We start from the raw sequence: 14,831 nt of genomic DNA on the forward strand, positions 1-14,831 counted from the left end.
AGCGGGGGCCCGGCGGCTTATTGCGGCAACTGGGGCACGGCGGGCACGAGCCGCAAGCTCAAACGGTGAAAGCGCAGCGTCATCAACAGCGCGACACTGGCCAGCCCCGCCGCTAGCCCCCACCACAGCCCGCGTGGTCCGAGGCCGAAATGAAACGCCAGCACGTAGCCGGTGGGAAAGCCAATGCCCCAGTAGCCAAAGGCTGCCGCGAGCATGGGGATACGCGTGTCTTTCAGGCCGCGCAGGCAGCCTGAACACACGGTCTGCATCCCGTCGACGATCTGAAAGACCGCAGCCACAGCCAGCAACGAATTGGCGAGGGCGATGGTCGTGGCATTCGATGGTTTGTCGAGGTTCAGATACAGCCCGACGATCGTATGCGGTGCGATGACCATGACGAGGCCCGAAAGCCCCATGAACGCCACGCCCAGCGCAATGGCGACAAACCCCGCATGCCGTGCGGCTAGCGGTTGCCCCGCGCCTGCCCAGTAGCCTACCCGGACATTGGCGGCCTGGCCGATGGCGAGCGGCACCATAAAGGCCACCGAGGCGATATTCAGCGCGATCTGGTGCGCCGCCAGCGGCGCTTCGCCGAGCAGCCCGACCATCAGGCCGGTAGCGAGAAAGAGCATGGCTTCGACGCCGTAGGTGATCGCTACCGGCCAGCCGAGACCAAATAGCTCGCTCATTAGCGGCAGGTTTGGCCGCCGCGCCACGACGAAATGGCGGTAGCGCGGCCGCAGATGTAGCAATGTCATGAGTACGATGGCGCTGAGCCAGACAGTAATCATGGTGGCCATCGCGGAGCCGAGAAAGCCCATGTGCGGCAAGCCAAACGCGCCGTGAATCAGGCCGTAGTTGAGAAAGGCATTGACCCCCACGCCTCCGATCGACACCCATAGCAGCCGTTTGGCCGCGCCAATCGCGGGCAAAAACGAACGCATCAGGCCGATTCCGATGAGGCTGCCGAGCGTGCCCCAGCGCAGCACGGCCGCGTATTCACCGACGTTGTGCGCCAGCAGGGGAGGCTCGCCGAACGCCAGCAAAATGGGTGTGGTGAACGACAGCAAAATGAAAGCAGGAATGGAGAGCAGTACCGATAGCACGAACCCCGTCCAGTAAATATGTGGCACACGGTCTTCGGCTTGTGCGCCGCGTGCATGTGAGACCGTGACGCTGACTGAAGTCAGTACGCCTTGCAGCAGCGTCACCACCACGAAAAAGAGATTGGCGCTCAGGCCGCCGGCGGCAAGCGCATCCGGGCCGAGCGAGCCGAGCAGGATCGTGTCGGTGACCCCCATGGCCATCTGCGAGAGCTGGGCGATGGCTAGAGGCGCGGCGAGGCGTGCGGTATCGATCGCGTGGCGCGAGTAAGTGGGAGGACGGGTGGCGACGGTATTGGGCATGCCGGATTGCGCGATGAAAAGGACGAGGAACAGAGGGGCGAGAACAGGGCGCTTGCCTTAGGCGGGCGTGTTGCCGGGGCGCGAGCGCTGCCGCGCTACAGAAAACGCGGGGCAAACAGAAGGCAAAGCTTATTGCCTCTGCGCCGCGCTGTCGATCAGTCAGCGCTGGCGCTGAAACAGGAAACCGGACACTCAGATTCAGCTTTCCTGTACGGCGATGCGGGTGTCGCCGAACAGTACGACCTGGCCGGCACGCACCTTGCAGGTCTTGCGCCGTTCGGTCTGGCCATCGACCTTGACCTCTCCCGACGCCACCAGCAACTTGGCTGAACCACCACTGTCCGCCAGACCGGTCAGCTTGAGCAGATTATGCAATTCGACGTAATCGCCGGTCAGCGTGAAATGAAGGTTGGGCATGGTGCGCAGCACGCAAGAAAAAACGAAAGTGGGCCTGCATCATAAGCCAGCGGGCGCTGAAACCGCCAGTTGGGCCTGCTTTTCACATGCAAGGCGCATGGTTTTCATACCTGTCAGCAAATGCAACGTTGGGTAACAGTGTCAGGTTTTCTATGAACTTCGCCGGCGAACGGTTAGTCTCTAGGGGGCCTGCTGCATCCCGCCGCAGGCTTGGCCTTAGGCCAGGCGGCCAATCTGGCGCAAACGTTTTCATCGATTCATGCATTTGCGCCAGATTGGCTGCCTGCGCCCTACAACATAGAGAGGATTCCCATGACTCAGATTCGCTCGCTGCTGATTGGCACTGCCCTGACCGTGTTCGCTACCACGGCTGTTTTCGCTCAGACGGCCGCCCCGGCTCAGCCTGGCGTGACGCCCGCGCCGCAGTCGGTGGTCGCGCCGGGATCAACCGATCCGCTGGTGCAAAAGCGCGATGCGGATGCGCAGGCCAACGCTGAATACAAGGCCTCGAAAAAAATCTCGAAAGATCATTACAAGCAGCAGGTACACAAGGCCCAGCAACACCGCAAAATCGAGAAAAAAGCGGCAACCAGCGAAATGAAGGAACAGATGCAAGCGGTACCTGACCAGGTACCGGCGCAAACCGCGCCTGGCGTGCAATAAGCCGCGCTGGCTGGAACGCGCTGCTGCAGTCAATAGGCAACAAACGTAGTGGGTTGGCCCGGTGCCGTGTTGGCCCGGGCCACTGTTTTGGGTGGCGCCGGGTCAATGACGCAGGGCGCAGGACGAAGAATCAAGTGCCAGGCGTCTTCGCGGGCGCCGGTGCGGTGAAAAGCTGGCGCAGCCACGCCGCGAGCCTGGTGAACACGTCGTAGGGCTCTTCGATAAAAATTTCGGGTTTCAGTAGCCGCAGATATTCCATGACTTGCTGCGCTTCCTGCTTCTGAAACAAACCATGCGATACGCCAAGCCGCAGTAGCCCGCGCAGTTCGCCCAGTTTTTCGCGGGCGGTGCTGCCCACACTGGTTTCGCATGCGACCTTCGCTTCGTATACCCGTTGCCGCAGCGCTTCCGTGAGACGCCATGCCGGCGTTTGCATGTTTTCTTCCAGTACCTGAATGTCTTGCACCGATTGCCGGATCTGGGCGGCAAGCGGCTCGACAAGCGTGCCATCGGCCTGCGCTTCGTTGACGATCGCCGCGGCCCATGCGTGGCACTGTTGAGCCAGCATCTCCGGCGTCCACTCCGGACGAGCGGCGAAACCAAAGCCAAATTCACCCGCCTGGCGCATCAGGATGGTGACGACGTCCGGAAACTCTTTTTCGAGCGTGCGCTTGGCCCAGGCATAGTGGCCGTTCTGGAGCATGTGTTGCACGGCGTGCTCGGTCAGCGGCACCATGTTGTCGAGCAGTTTGGCGCGTAGAAAATCTTCGAAGGAAGGGGTGGCGAATTGCGGATCGAGCTTGAGCGATACCCGGACAAAAGCCTCGAAGTCCCGGCGCAGCGACTTGATGATCTCGTCTTTAAGTGAAAGGGTGATCTGGCCCATGAACTTGGTTCCCGGTGGTCGTGGCTTGCGGCCTGGGCCTGCGCGTGCCTATGGTTCCTGCGTCAGGCCCGGCCCAGAGGACAGCCTTCAACGATATATCGGCGGGAGGCCGTGAAACTTGAACGCGGCATGTGGGGCCAGCCTCTTGTCGGTCTCTTGTCGGTCTCTTGTCAGCCTCTTGTTGCGCGGTCTGGCCCTCCGCATCGCTTCGTTGCTGGTCGATTAGCGCAGAACCAGGCCTTGCCACGCGAAAAACACCGCCAGCCCCAGCGCGATGGTCAGCAGCGGGCGGCGTGTCAATGCGCTGACCAGCACCGCCGCCAGCGCACCGACAAGCTGCGGATTGCGCCAGGTGAGTTCCGCTTCTGCGCCATGCGGGGCAACCGTCATCGGGACGATGATTGCCGTCAGCACGGTGACGGGCACGAAACTGAGCGCGGTGCGCAGCAGTGGAGGAAATACCAGGCGCTCACCTAGCACGAATACCGCCGCGCGAACCAGCCAGGTGATCAGCGCCATGCCGAGAATCAACAACACATAGTTCATGGTGCAGACTCCGTTGCTGGAGCTTGGGCGGGGTGCCGCCAGGACAGCACCACCCCAACGATCACACCTGCTAGCACCGCGCCGAGCAAGCCGAGCTTGTAAGGCCAGCCCTGCCAGCAAAATGCCAGCACGCCCGCCGTCGCGGCAGCCGCCAGATAGCGCAGCGCGACGAGCTGTGGCACGACGATGGCGATAAAGGTGGCCACCATGGCAAAGTCGAGCCCGAGCGATTGCAGCCCCGGAAATGCGGCACCAAACAGAAGGCCCGCCAGCGTCCAGATTTGCCAGTTCACATACATCGAAACGCCGGAGCCGAGAAAATAGTACGGGCTGACAGGGCCGGGTGGATGTCGCCGGTAATGAGCCCACGCCACGGCGAAAACCTCATCGGTCAGCAGCCCGCCGAGTACCCAGCGCCAGCGCAGCGGCAGATGCGAGACATACGGCGACAGGGTTGCGCTGTAGAGCACGTGACGCAGATTGATGACCAGGGTGGTGGCGAGAATCACGGCGAAGCTGGCATGACTGGCAATCAGGCCGAGCGCGATGAACTGGGCGGACCCGGCGAACACCGCAAGCGACATCAACTGTCCTTGCCAGAGATGCAGCGGCCCGGAGGCGACGAGCGTGCCGAAGATCATGCCGAATGGCGCCGCGCCGACGATCATCGGAATCGTATCGCGCGCACCTGCAGTGAATTCATGCCAGCGGCTGGGTGAGGGGGAGGCCAAGGGATGTGTTCCTGAGCAAAAAGTGGGCAAAAAGAGGGGGCCGGCACGACCCGTGGTGCTTGTGCCGGGTTACTTCAATGGAATGGGCGTGGCCGCCGGAACAGGCACGGCGCTGACGCTATTTTTTGCGCTGCCGCTGATCACACGGTCGCTATAGGTCAGATAAACCAGGGTATTCCGTTTGGTATCCACCACCCGCACGACATGCAGTGTCTTGAAGATCAGCGACATGCGTTCGGAGAACACCACCGACTGTTGCCGAAGTGGCCCGGCGAAGCTCAGGGGCCCGACCTGGCGGCAGGCCAGCGATGCCTCGGTCGGATCTTCTGCGATGCCGAGCGTGCCCTTGACGCCACCCGTGCGCGCCCGTGAGACATAGCAGGTGACGCCTGTGACGAGCGGATCATCGTAGGCTTCGACCACGACGCGGTCGGAACCCATGACGCGGAAATGCGTGTTGACGCTGGCGAGTTCTTCGCTGTGGGCGAAGGAAAGCGTAAAGGCTGTGGCGGCTACGGCAAGCGACAGGCGGAACAGGGGGGCTTTCATCGGGATGTCGGAAGGAAAAGCGTCATCGTATACCAGCGATGACGTTGTTTGACATGTGTGCCGGATGGCGTAGCGCTTTACAGGATTTAAAAAAATCTGAAGGGCTTCGGCGTTGTCTTTGACGGAAGCAAAAAAAACAGTTTGCTTTATCACTTAACCCAGCCAACACAGCCAACACAGCCGAAACGAAAACTTGAGCTTGTGAAATGCGTGCTCCAGCGCGGAGCGTTTCTGAGCATGGCGCCCGTTAAACGAAAAAGCCCCGGTCGAAACCGGGGCTTTTTCAGCGTTGTCAGCAGTTTGAGGCCCGCATTAATGCGAACCTTCGAATATTTTGGCTCCCCGACCTGGGCTCGAACCAGGGACCTACGGATTAACAGTCCGGCGCTCTACCAACTGAGCTATCGGGGAACAGCAGTCATGCAAAAAAACAGATAAAACTTGTTCTGGCTGGTTTCTGGCTCCCCGACCTGGGCTCGAACCAGGGACCTACGGATTAACAGTCCGGCGCTCTACCAACTGAGCTATCGGGGAACAAAACAGCAGAGAAGCGCGATTATAGAAGCATGCCGCCAAGGCGTCAACAGTCAACACTCTGGACCCTGGAACGGGCCGAACGAGCCCGCGGATGTTTTAGCGTTCGAGCAGGGCGAGCTTGGCGCTAACGTCCTTGAACTCGTCGGCTTGCGGCAAGGGGGCTTTGGTTTTTGTGATGCTGGGCCAGCCTTGAGCGAGTTCGGCATTCAGGGCGATGAACTTCTGCTGGTCGCCAGGGACGTCTTCTTCTGCGTAGATCGCATTGACCGGACATTCGGCGACGCAGACTGCACAGTCGATGCATTCGTCGGGGTCGATCGCAAGGAAGTTCGGACCTTCACGGAAGCAGTCCACCGGGCATACATCAACGCAGTCGGTATAGCGGCACTGGATGCAGCTTTCGGTCACAACGTGAGTCATTCAGGCAGCTCCTGCATGCGGTATCGGGGGGAGAGGCGAAACGCCAGAGAGGCACTATTGTAGCGTAACGTTTAGGGCGCGGCAGCTTGCTGCCCATGAGCATCTAGATCGTTTCGTGATTTGTTTATGAGGCCTGCGTCAAGAGTTGCGCCAGGCGTTGCGCCACGCGTTTGCGCTTGTGGCGGGTCTGTGGCGGCGAGCGCCGGGCATTCGGGTAACATGCGCCACAGCTCAATTGTGCCTGCTTTGTGCCTGCTATTTCCCCGACCTCGTTTCAGTCACTTCCTCGCTGCCGCCTGGCAAGACCATGATCATTACTTCGCTGCTCGATACCGACTTGTACAAGTTCACGATGATGCAAGTGGTTTTGCATCACTTTCCTGCGGCCAGTGTCGAATATCGTTTTCGTTGCCGTACGCCCGATATTGATCTGGTGCCATATATCGGCGAGATTCGAGACGAAGTGCGCAAGCTGTGCCAGTTGCGCTTTACGGCGGACGAGCTCGAGTATTTGCGGGGCATGCGCTTTATCAAGGGCGATTTCATCGACTTTCTGGCGCTGTTTCATCTCAATGAAAAACTGGTGTCGATCACGCCTTCCGCCAAGGGTAATGGCGAAATCGATATCGAGATCAACGGGCCCTGGCTGCACACCATCCTCTTTGAGATTCCATTGCTGGCGATCGTCAATGAGGTGTATTTCCGCCATACGCAGCAGCAGCCGGACTATAGCGAAGGGCGCGAGCGCTTGGCGGAGAAGATTGGTTTGCTAGGCGGGCGGCCCGAATTCGCTGAATGCAACATCGCCGATTACGGCACGCGCCGACGTTTTTCGAAACGCTGGCACGAGGAAGTGATCGCCACGCTGAAGTCCGGCCTTGGCGCACAGCTCGCGGGCACCAGCAACGTTTTTTATGCCATGAAGCATGGCCTGACGCCGCTGGGCACGATGGCGCATGAGTATCTCCAGGCGTGCCAGGCGCTCGGGCCGCGCTTGCGCGATTCGCAGATCTTCGGCTTCGAAGTCTGGGCGCGGGAATATCGCGGTGATCTCGGCATTGCATTGTCGGACGTCTACGGCATGCAGGCGTTTTTACGCGATTTCGACATGTATTTCTGCAAACTCTTCGATGGCGCGCGGCATGACTCTGGCGATCCGTTCGACTGGGGCGAGCGGCTTTTGAACCACTACGAAGCCAACCGCTGCGATCCCCGGACCAAGGTGCTGGTGTTTTCCGATGCGCTGGATATCCCGAAGGTGATCCAGCTTTACGAACGGTTTCGCGGGCGCTGCAAGCTCGCGTTCGGCGTTGGCACGAACCTGACCAATGATCTGGGCTATCGGCCGTTGCAGATCGTGATCAAGATGGTGCGCTGTAACGGCCAGCCCGTGGCGAAGCTGTCCGATTCGCCGGGCAAGAACATGTGCGATGACCCGGCGTATCTCGCTTATCTGCGTCAGGTTTTTGGCATCGCCACCCCCGCGCAAACGGCCAGTTGAGCGGGCTACCTGAGTTCGCGCAAAAATTCAGGCAAAAAACGAGGCACGTCCGCCCGGTTCGAGGTTGGCGCGAGGTTGGGGCTCACTCGGGTAGCCCCAGTTGAAACCGGGCCGCCGGTATAATTCTCGGCACACCGTAAGGCTTAACGCACGAGGTTTTGGCCCATGAATACATCCATTGCGCGGCGCAATATCCTGGCGCGTATTCGCGCGGCCCAGGGACGCCCAGCACAACCTTCCGACGCCGAGCGCGATCTGGTCACCGATTATCTGACGCGTCATCCAGCGGGGCCACGTCCTGCGCTGCCCGATGATCCCGGCACGCTCTACACACGGTTTTGCGACGAAGCGCAAAAGATGTCCACGACGCTCGATACTGTCGCCACCTTGCATGACGCGCCGGCGGCGGTTCAGCGTTATCTGGTACAAAACGGCTTGCCCACTGACGCGGTGGCCTGGCAAACGCTTTCCGCTTTGCCCTGGGCGCAAGCCGGTCTCAATGTGGCGTTCCGTCCTCCTGTAGCAGGCGATCTGGTGGGCATCACCGGTTGCTTCTGTGCGACCGCGGAAACCGGCTCGCTGGTGCTGCTCTCGGGGCCGGACACCTGGGCGTCCGCGGCGCTGTTGCCGGAGACACATCTGGCGCTGGTGCCTGCTTCGCGGATCGTGGCGGCTCACGAAGAAGCCTTCAGCCTGATTCGCGCCGAGCAGGGAGACTTGCCGCGCGCGGTCAATTTCATTTCGGGTCCGTCGCGCACGGGCGACATCGAACAGACCATCGTGCTGGGCGCACATGGGCCGTATCGGGTTCACGTGATCATCGTGCACGACGCATAAAGGCCAAGGCGCCATATCCCACCCTGCCCGGCTGTCTGGCATCGAGTCTCTGGTTTCTGGCGGGTTCCCGCCGCACCTAACAGGATGTGAAAAATGAAACGACCTGAATCGAGGGCGTCGAGGATGGGCCTGGCGCTCGCCGTCGCATTGGCCTGCGGACCGCAACTGGCGGGTGCGGCCACGCTCGATGGCGCGGCACTGTCGGCCTGGTGGTGCATGCCGTTTGCAGGCATTTTGCTGTCGATCGCGCTTTTCCCGTTGATCACCCCGGCGTTCTGGCATCACCATTTCGGCAAGATCGCCGCGGCCTGGGGCATGGTGTTTCTCGTGCCCTTCGCGCTCACGCAGGGCATGGAGGTTGCGCTCGGAACCCTGACGCATGCGCTGCTCGAGGAATACATCCCCTTCATCGTGCTGCTCGCGGCCTTGTATACGGTGGCGGGGGGCATTTGCGTGCGAGGCAACCTGCATGGCACGCCGCGCCTGAATACCGCATTTCTTGCGCTGGGTACGGTGCTTGCCAGCATCATGGGCACGACCGGTGCGGCGATGCTGCTGATTCGCCCCTTGCTGCGCGCCAACGACAACCGCAAGCATGTCGTGCACGTGGTGGTGTTTTTCATTTTTCTCGTGGCGAACGCAGGCGGTTCGCTGTCACCCATTGGCGATCCGCCGCTCTTTCTGGGCTTTCTGAACGGCGTCAGTTTTTTCTGGACGACAGTGCATCTGGCGCGGCCGATGCTGTTCGTCTGCGGTGTGCTGCTGGTGCTGTTCTATGCGCTCGATTCGTATTACTTCCACCGCCGCGAAGAAACGTCTTCGCGCTTTCTTGACCCGACGCCCGATTCGCCGGCACTGGGCATCGACGGCAAGATCAATTTCGTGCTGCTGGCGCTGGTGATCGCACTGGTGTTGATGAGCGGGCTATGGAAGCCCGGTATCACGTTCGATGTTTTGGGCACGCACGTCGCGCTGCAAAATGCCGTGCGCGATGTGGCGTTGCTAGGCGTGCTGCTGCTGTCGCTGGCCGTGACGCCGCGCACGGCACGAGCGGGCAATGCCTTTACCTGGGGGCCGATCGAAGAAGTCGCCAAGCTGTTCGCCGGTATTTTCGTCACGATCGCGCCCGTCATCATGATCTTGCGCGCGGGCCCATCCGGCGCGCTGGCCGGCATTGTTGGCCTGGTCAATGACGCCTCCGGACAGCCCAATCACGCCGCCTATTTCTGGGCGACAGGCCTGCTTTCGTCTTTTCTCGATAACGCGCCGACCTATCTGGTGTTTTTCAACCTGGCGGGCGGCGATGCGCCCACGCTGATGACCACCGGAGCGACCACACTGATGGCGATTTCGGCGGGCGCGGTGTTTATGGGGGCGAACAGTTATATCGGCAACGCACCTAATTTCATGGTGAAAGCGATTGCCGAATCTCGCGGCATTCGCATGCCGAGCTTTTTTGCCTATCTGGCATGGTCGGGCGTCGTGCTGATGCCGTTGTTTCTGGCGACGACCTGGCTGTTCTTTTAAAGTCGGCACCTGTGGCACTTGTGACACCTGTTCTCGCTGAGCGCACTGGGCACGTGATGTGCCCAGTGGTGTTTAAGGAGGCTTAAGGGTGTTTAAAGAACATTTTGGGAGAAGGACGATGCAAAAAATCCTGGTCGCGCGGCCGATGTTCGCGGAGGTGGTCGAGCGGTTAAAGCAGTATTTCGAAGTCGACTGGAATACCGGCGATGTGCTTGGCGCTGAGGCGCTTACCCAGCGCCTGGCGGACAAGGACGGTGCGCTGACAGCAGGCGACACCGTCAGCGCGGCGATGCTCGCGGCAGCACCCCGTTTGCGCGTGGTGGCGAACATGGCGGTGGGCTACAACAACTTCGACATGGACGCGTTCAATGCGGCCAACGTGCTGGCCACCAATACGCCGGATGTGCTCAACGAATCAACGGCGGATTTCGGCTGGGCGCTGATGATGGCGGCGGCCCGGCGTGTGACGGAAGCGGAGCATTGGCTCCGCGCGGGGCAGTGGCAGAAATGGTCGTATGACGGTTTTCTGGGTGCGGACATCCACGGCTCGACACTGGGGGTGATCGGCATGGGCCGGATCGGCCAGGCGCTGGCGCGGCGCGCGCGTGGCTTCAACATGCAGGTGCTCTATCACAACCGCTCGCGTGTCGCGCCCGAAATCGAGGCTGCGCTGGACGCGCAGTACGTCGCCAAAGAAGAACTGCTGCGGCGCGCTGACCACGTGGTGCTGGTGTTGCCTTACACCCAGGAGAATCATCATGCGATCGGCGCGACCGAACTGGCGTTGATGAAACCCAGCGCCACGCTGACGAATATCGCCCGTGGCGGCATCGTGGACGATGCGGCGCTGGCCGATGCGTTGCAGCACAAACGCATTGCGGCGGCGGGGCTCGATGTGTTCGAAGGCGAGCCGCAACTCAATCCGGCGCTGCTGGCGCAGGCCAATGTGGTGCTGACACCGCATATCGCCAGCGCGACCGAAGCAACGCGCCGCGCGATGGCCAATCTCGCTGCCGATAACCTGATCGCGGCGCTGGGCGTAGGCCCGAATGCCGGGCATCCGCCGAATCCGGTCAATCCGCAGGTCAGCGGACGGCCGCGCCGATGAACACGCTGTTGTTGACCGCGGTCGCGGTGCTGGCGCTGGCCTTGCTACTGGCCGTGCTGATCTTGCTGCTGGTGTTGCGCCGCGCCGGCGGTGGGTCCACGGTGGCGCGCATCGAAGCACTCGATGAGCATCTCGAAGCCACCGCTGAAGCTCAGGCACGCACCAGCGAGCGGCTGGAGCGCGAATTGCGCCGCGAGATCAGCGAGACCGCCCGTATCTCGCGTACCGAACTGGGCGGCGGCTTCGCGCAGTTGCAGCAGACGCTGGCGGCCCAGTTCGGCAGCATGACGAGCGTGCAGGCTGGGAAGATCGACAGTTTTGGCCAGCAACTGGCGCGGCTCACCGAATCCAACGCGCAGCAGCTCGAAGCGGTGCGCCACAGCCTGCAGCAGCAGTCACAGCAGGCGCGAGACGAGCAGGGCGTGACGCTGCAGCGCTTCGGCGACACGTTGACGCTTCAGTTCACGCAATTAAGCGAAGCGAACGACCGTCGTTTTGCCGAAGTGCGCACCACCATCGAGCAGCGCCTGAAAGACATCGAGGCGAACAATGCATCGAAGCTTGAAGAGATGCGCCGCACGGTCGATGAAAAACTGCACGCCACGCTTGAACAGCGCTTGGGTGCGTCATTCAGGCAGGTTTCGGAGCGGCTGGAGCAGGTGCATCGCGGGCTGGGCGAAATGCAGACCCTGGCGGCAGGCGTGGGGGATCTGAAAAAAGTACTGAGCAATGTCAAAACCCGTGGCACATGGGGCGAAGTGCAGCTTGAAGCCTTGCTGGAGCAGCTTTTGACGACCGATCAGTACGCCAAAAACGTGGCGACCGTACCGCATAGTCACGAGCGCGTCGAGTTTGCGATCCGGCTGCCGGGCCGGCAGGGCAAGGATGGCGCGAACGTACCCGTGTGGTTACCGGTCGATGCGAAATTTCCGCGCGAGGACTACGAACGTCTGATTGACGCGCAAGAACGCGCCGACGCGGTGGCGGTGGAGGAAGCTTCGCGTGCGCTGGAAGGGCGGATTCGCGCCGAAGCGCGCGCGATTGCCGAAAAATACATTGCGCCGCCCCATACGACGGATTTCGCGCTGCTGTTCTTGCCGACCGAAGGGCTGTACGCCGAGATCCTGCGCCGTCCGGGGCTGACCGACCTGTTGCAGCGCGAGTATCGCGTGACGATTGCGGGGCCGACCACGCTCACGGCATTGCTGAACAGCTTGCAGATGGGGTTTCGCACGCTGGCGATCGAGCAGCGTTCAAGCGAGGTCTGGCAGGTGCTGGGGGCCGTGAAGACGGAGTTCGGCAAGTTTGGCGACGTGCTGGCGAAAACCCGTTCGCAGCTTGAAACCGTGACACGTTCGATTGAGCAGGCCGAGGTGCGGACCCGCGCGATGAACCGTAAATTGCGGGACGTCGAAGCCTTGCCGGGGGAGCAGGCCCGCGGCTTGCTGGACGATGCGCCGGTTTCGGCCCTGGACGGGGAGGCTTGAGGCGGTAGCCTCAGGCCTGCGACGCGGCAGCGGCCAGTTGCTCGAGCGCGGTGCCACTGACGCGCACGACGCGCCAGTCGGGTAGCACGCTGGCGCCCATGGCTTCGTAGAAGCGGATCGCGGAGGTGTTCCAGTCGAGCACGGTCCATTCGAAGCGTGCGCATTGCCGTTCGATGGCCAGCGCTGCCAGATGGCGCAGCAACTGAGCGCCCAAGCCGTTGCCACGGTGCGCGGGTTGCACGTAGAGGTCTTCCAGATACAGCCCGCGCCGTCCGATAAACGTCGAGTAATTGTGAAAAAAGAGCGCGTAGCCCACGATGCGCCCCTCTGTCACGGCAACCCGTACCTCGGCTGCAGGCTGGACGCCAAAGAGCGCTTCATGCAAGTCGGGCTCAGTTGCCACGAACAGATGCGTCAATTTTTCGAAGCTGGCCAGTTCCGCCATCAATGCAAGGATCGTGCGGACATCCGCCGGGACAGCGGCACGGATCGTGATGGCCATCAGATTTCTTCAGGCACGTCAGACAGCTGGATCTCGATGCCTCCCACGCGTGCCGCGACCCAGTTGTAGATATGGCAGGCGATCCACAGCAGCACGAAGGCCACGATTGCGTTCAGCAGCAGCGCGCTGATGAGCTTGCTGAAGGGCACGGAACCATATTCGATAAAGATCACTGTGGCTGCGATCAATAGCAGCGGAATGCTGAACGTCATATAAAACACAATCAGTATTTTGGCTGTTTGTCCTGGTGCGATGAACGTGATTTGTTTCTTCATATCGGTCAAACCCGTTGGTTGAAGTAAAGCTTGGCGCAAGCCTGCTTGCCGTTAAAAAAGCGGTCGCAGAAAAATTCAAAAGAGGCCGTCGAACAGCATGATATCGACCATCTCGCCTGGACTCACGTCGGTTTGCTCGTGGCTCAGCACGATAAAGCAGTTGGCTTCGCTCATCGTGTTGAGTGCGCCAGAGCTTTGCGAGCCGGTGGGCGCGACTTGCCATTGGCCATCGCTGCCGCGTGAAGCAATGCCACGTGGGTATTCGGTGCGCCCGGCCCGTTTGCGCAACAGGACGCGGCTGCGTGCGCCCAGCAGTGTAACCGGCTGCGGTTGCGCGCCCGCGAGCGCCAGCAAGGCGTCGCGCACGATCAGGGCAAACGTCACCATTACTGCGACCGGATTGCCCGGCAAGCCGAAGAACAGCGTGGCGCGGGTTGTATCAAGTTGCCCGTCTGCTGGACTCTCCGCGGGTTTGTCTGGATGAATCCGGCCGAAGGTGAGCGGTCGTCCCGGGCGCAGCGCGAGCCCGCGAAAGGCGATCTCGCCTCTCGTCTGAAGCAGGGTCTGGGTGAAATCCGCTTCGCCTGCCGAGACCCCGCCGGAGGTCAGCACCACATCGGCGTGAGCCACAGCGGTGCGCAACGCGGCATCGAGCGCGGCGGGCTCGTCGCGCACGATGCCCAGATCGAGCGTGTCGCAATTCATGCGCTGGAGCAGTGCAAACAGGGTGTGGCGATTGCTGTCGTACACGCAGCCCGGATCGAGTGGCTCGCCAGGTGAGCGCAGCTCATCGCCGGTCGAGAAAAAAGCCACGCGTAAACGGCGGCGCACGTTCACTGTGCTGATCCCCAACGAGGCTAGCAGCCCCAGATCGGCCGCGCGCACGATCCGGCCTGCCGTCAGCGCTATCTGGCCCGCTTGCAGATCCTCGCCAGCGCGGCGGCAGTTTGCGCCGCCGCGCACGGCGGCGGCGGAAAAGCGGATGGCGTGTGGCGTTTGTTCAACCTGTTCATGAGGGATCACGGTGTCGCAGGCATCGGGGAGCCACGCGCCCGTGGTGATGCGCACGCACTGCATGGAGCCGACGTCGCCGCGCCAGGGATGGCCCGCGAGCGCCCGGCCGACCACGGCTAATTCAAGTTCGGGCACGGACGATGTCGAGGCTGCCGAGGCTGCCTGTAGCGCGGCGCTGGAGAAAGCAAAACCGTCCATCGCCGAGTTGTCGTGGGCCGGAACGGCAAGGGGCGAATCAATAGGGCTGGCGAGGACGCGTCCCAGCGCCTCGCGTAGCGGTACCCGTTCGGTGGCCACAAGCGGTGAAATCCATTGCCGCACGAGCGCCTGAGCGATGTTTACAGGTAAAGCGTCAGTGTCGTGCTGGGCTGGACAACCAGGAAGATTGTTGGACAGTGTCATCGAAGCAGGCAGATGTGACCGGG

Annotated in this window: 16 protein-coding genes and 2 tRNA genes; 6 read left to right on the plus strand and 12 right to left on the minus strand. The window is 61.5% G+C overall.

Annotated elements, in window-relative coordinates; translation table 11 throughout:
* Positions 1-17: 17 nt before the first annotated feature.
* Positions 18-1,406: an MATE family efflux transporter gene (locus GH657_RS05590; RefSeq protein WP_153099792.1), complete on the minus strand. Its 1,389-nt coding sequence runs from the start codon at positions 1,404-1,406 to the stop codon at positions 18-20.
* A 198-nt stretch (positions 1,407-1,604) separates the two neighbouring features.
* Positions 1,605-1,823: an RNA-binding S4 domain-containing protein gene (locus GH657_RS05595; RefSeq protein WP_153099793.1), complete on the minus strand. Its 219-nt coding sequence runs from the start codon at positions 1,821-1,823 to the stop codon at positions 1,605-1,607.
* A 312-nt stretch (positions 1,824-2,135) separates the two neighbouring features.
* On the opposite strand from GH657_RS05595, the gene GH657_RS05600 reads away from it, so the two are divergent.
* Entirely contained in the window at positions 2,136-2,486 is a 351-nt protein-coding gene (locus tag GH657_RS05600) for a hypothetical protein (RefSeq protein WP_153099794.1), read from the plus strand.
* A gap of 130 nt (positions 2,487-2,616) precedes the next feature.
* On the opposite strand, the gene GH657_RS05605 is transcribed toward GH657_RS05600, so the two are convergent.
* The 7 genes from GH657_RS05605 to fdxA all read right to left on the minus strand — a co-directional run bounded on the left by GH657_RS05605 (position 2,617) and on the right by fdxA (position 6,155).
* Positions 2,617-3,372: a DUF4088 family protein gene (locus tag GH657_RS05605; protein WP_153099795.1), complete on the minus strand. Its 756-nt coding sequence runs from the start codon at positions 3,370-3,372 to the stop codon at positions 2,617-2,619.
* A gap of 222 nt (positions 3,373-3,594) precedes the next feature.
* Positions 3,595-3,918, minus strand: coding sequence for an AzlD domain-containing protein (locus tag GH657_RS05610; RefSeq protein ID WP_153099796.1), 324 nt, complete (start codon positions 3,916-3,918; stop codon positions 3,595-3,597).
* Entirely contained in the window at positions 3,915-4,586 is a 672-nt protein-coding gene (locus tag GH657_RS05615; protein WP_153101652.1) for an AzlC family ABC transporter permease, read from the minus strand. The genes GH657_RS05610 and GH657_RS05615 overlap by 4 nt, the downstream gene beginning before the upstream one ends.
* A 132-nt stretch (positions 4,587-4,718) precedes the next feature.
* Positions 4,719-5,198 carry a CreA family protein gene (locus GH657_RS05620; RefSeq protein WP_153099797.1) on the minus strand — a complete coding sequence of 160 codons (480 nt, stop codon included), beginning with the start codon at positions 5,196-5,198 and terminating at the stop codon, positions 4,719-4,721.
* A gap of 335 nt (positions 5,199-5,533) precedes the next feature.
* Positions 5,534-5,609: transfer RNA gene (locus GH657_RS05625), tRNA-Asn, on the minus strand.
* 47 nt (positions 5,610-5,656) lie between these two features.
* Positions 5,657-5,732: transfer RNA gene (locus GH657_RS05630), tRNA-Asn, on the minus strand.
* A gap of 99 nt (positions 5,733-5,831) precedes the next feature.
* Positions 5,832-6,155, minus strand: a complete 324-nt coding sequence (fdxA, locus tag GH657_RS05635) for a ferredoxin FdxA (protein ID WP_153099798.1) — start codon at positions 6,153-6,155, stop codon at positions 5,832-5,834.
* Positions 6,156-6,462: 307 nt separating this feature from the next.
* Here fdxA and pncB point away from each other — a divergent pair, with 307 nt between their 5' ends.
* The 5 genes from pncB (at position 6,463) to GH657_RS05660 (ending at position 12,615) form a co-directional block, all read left to right on the plus strand.
* On the plus strand, positions 6,463-7,656 hold the full coding sequence (pncB, locus tag GH657_RS05640) for a nicotinate phosphoribosyltransferase (RefSeq protein ID WP_153099799.1): 1,194 nt from the start codon (positions 6,463-6,465) through the stop codon (positions 7,654-7,656).
* Between the two features lie 165 nt (positions 7,657-7,821).
* The gene (locus GH657_RS05645; RefSeq protein ID WP_153099800.1) at positions 7,822-8,493 is read left to right on the plus strand and encodes a LutC/YkgG family protein; all 672 of its coding nucleotides are present in this window, start codon (positions 7,822-7,824) and stop codon (positions 8,491-8,493) included.
* A gap of 93 nt (positions 8,494-8,586) precedes the next feature.
* A complete protein-coding gene (locus GH657_RS05650) occupies positions 8,587-10,020 on the plus strand; it encodes a sodium:proton antiporter (RefSeq protein ID WP_153099801.1) in 1,434 nt (477 codons plus the stop codon).
* Between the two features lie 118 nt (positions 10,021-10,138).
* Complete coding sequence (locus GH657_RS05655) at positions 10,139-11,128, plus strand: 2-hydroxyacid dehydrogenase (protein ID WP_153099802.1); 990 nt, start codon at positions 10,139-10,141, stop codon at positions 11,126-11,128.
* Positions 11,125-12,615: a DNA recombination protein RmuC gene (locus tag GH657_RS05660; protein ID WP_153099803.1), complete on the plus strand. Its 1,491-nt coding sequence runs from the start codon at positions 11,125-11,127 to the stop codon at positions 12,613-12,615. The genes GH657_RS05655 and GH657_RS05660 overlap by 4 nt, the downstream gene beginning before the upstream one ends.
* 10 nt (positions 12,616-12,625) lie before the next feature.
* Here GH657_RS05660 and GH657_RS05665 read toward each other — a convergent pair whose 3' ends face one another.
* The 3 genes from GH657_RS05665 to moeA form a co-directional block, all read right to left on the minus strand.
* Positions 12,626-13,117, minus strand: coding sequence for a GNAT family N-acetyltransferase (locus GH657_RS05665; protein ID WP_153099804.1), 492 nt, complete (start codon positions 13,115-13,117; stop codon positions 12,626-12,628).
* The gene (locus tag GH657_RS05670) at positions 13,117-13,392 is read right to left on the minus strand and encodes a DUF3566 domain-containing protein (protein ID WP_153099805.1); all 276 of its coding nucleotides are present in this window, start codon (positions 13,390-13,392) and stop codon (positions 13,117-13,119) included. The genes GH657_RS05665 and GH657_RS05670 overlap by 1 nt, the downstream gene beginning before the upstream one ends.
* Before the next feature lie 75 nt (positions 13,393-13,467).
* Positions 13,468-14,808 (minus strand): molybdopterin molybdotransferase MoeA, encoded by a 1,341-nt coding sequence (gene moeA / locus GH657_RS05675; protein WP_153099806.1) that lies wholly within the window; start codon positions 14,806-14,808, stop codon positions 13,468-13,470.
* Between the last annotated feature and the right edge of the window lie 23 nt (positions 14,809-14,831).

Origin of the sequence: Paraburkholderia hayleyella (assembly GCF_009455685.1) — a bacterium.
In the GTDB taxonomy this organism is placed as follows: domain Bacteria; phylum Pseudomonadota; class Gammaproteobacteria; order Burkholderiales; family Burkholderiaceae; genus Paraburkholderia; species Paraburkholderia hayleyella.

Excerpts from the sequence above, each read along its gene's own strand:
- moeA (WP_153099806.1), bottom strand. The coding sequence starts at position 14,808 with ATGACACTGTCCAACAATCTTCCTGGTTGTCCAGCCCAGCACGACACT.
- GH657_RS05655 (WP_153099802.1), top strand. The coding sequence starts at position 10,139 with ATGCAAAAAATCCTGGTCGCGCGGCCGATGTTCGCGGAGGTGGTCGAG.
- GH657_RS05600 (WP_153099794.1), top strand. The coding sequence starts at position 2,136 with ATGACTCAGATTCGCTCGCTGCTGATTGGCACTGCCCTGACCGTGTTC.
- GH657_RS05650 (WP_153099801.1), top strand. The coding sequence starts at position 8,587 with ATGAAACGACCTGAATCGAGGGCGTCGAGGATGGGCCTGGCGCTCGCC.
- fdxA (WP_153099798.1), bottom strand. The coding sequence starts at position 6,155 with ATGACTCACGTTGTGACCGAAAGCTGCATCCAGTGCCGCTATACCGAC.
- pncB (WP_153099799.1), top strand. The coding sequence starts at position 6,463 with ATGATCATTACTTCGCTGCTCGATACCGACTTGTACAAGTTCACGATG.
- GH657_RS05665 (WP_153099804.1), bottom strand. The coding sequence starts at position 13,117 with ATGGCCATCACGATCCGTGCCGCTGTCCCGGCGGATGTCCGCACGATC.
- GH657_RS05615 (WP_153101652.1), bottom strand. The coding sequence starts at position 4,586 with ATGATCGTCGGCGCGGCGCCATTCGGCATGATCTTCGGCACGCTCGTC.
- GH657_RS05595 (WP_153099793.1), bottom strand. The coding sequence starts at position 1,823 with ATGCCCAACCTTCATTTCACGCTGACCGGCGATTACGTCGAATTGCAT.
- GH657_RS05590 (WP_153099792.1), bottom strand. The coding sequence starts at position 1,406 with ATGCCCAATACCGTCGCCACCCGTCCTCCCACTTACTCGCGCCACGCG.
- GH657_RS05610 (WP_153099796.1), bottom strand. The coding sequence starts at position 3,918 with ATGAACTATGTGTTGTTGATTCTCGGCATGGCGCTGATCACCTGGCTG.
- GH657_RS05660 (WP_153099803.1), top strand. The coding sequence starts at position 11,125 with ATGAACACGCTGTTGTTGACCGCGGTCGCGGTGCTGGCGCTGGCCTTG.
- GH657_RS05670 (WP_153099805.1), bottom strand. The coding sequence starts at position 13,392 with ATGAAGAAACAAATCACGTTCATCGCACCAGGACAAACAGCCAAAATA.
- GH657_RS05605 (WP_153099795.1), bottom strand. The coding sequence starts at position 3,372 with ATGGGCCAGATCACCCTTTCACTTAAAGACGAGATCATCAAGTCGCTG.
- GH657_RS05620 (WP_153099797.1), bottom strand. The coding sequence starts at position 5,198 with ATGAAAGCCCCCCTGTTCCGCCTGTCGCTTGCCGTAGCCGCCACAGCC.
- GH657_RS05645 (WP_153099800.1), top strand. The coding sequence starts at position 7,822 with ATGAATACATCCATTGCGCGGCGCAATATCCTGGCGCGTATTCGCGCG.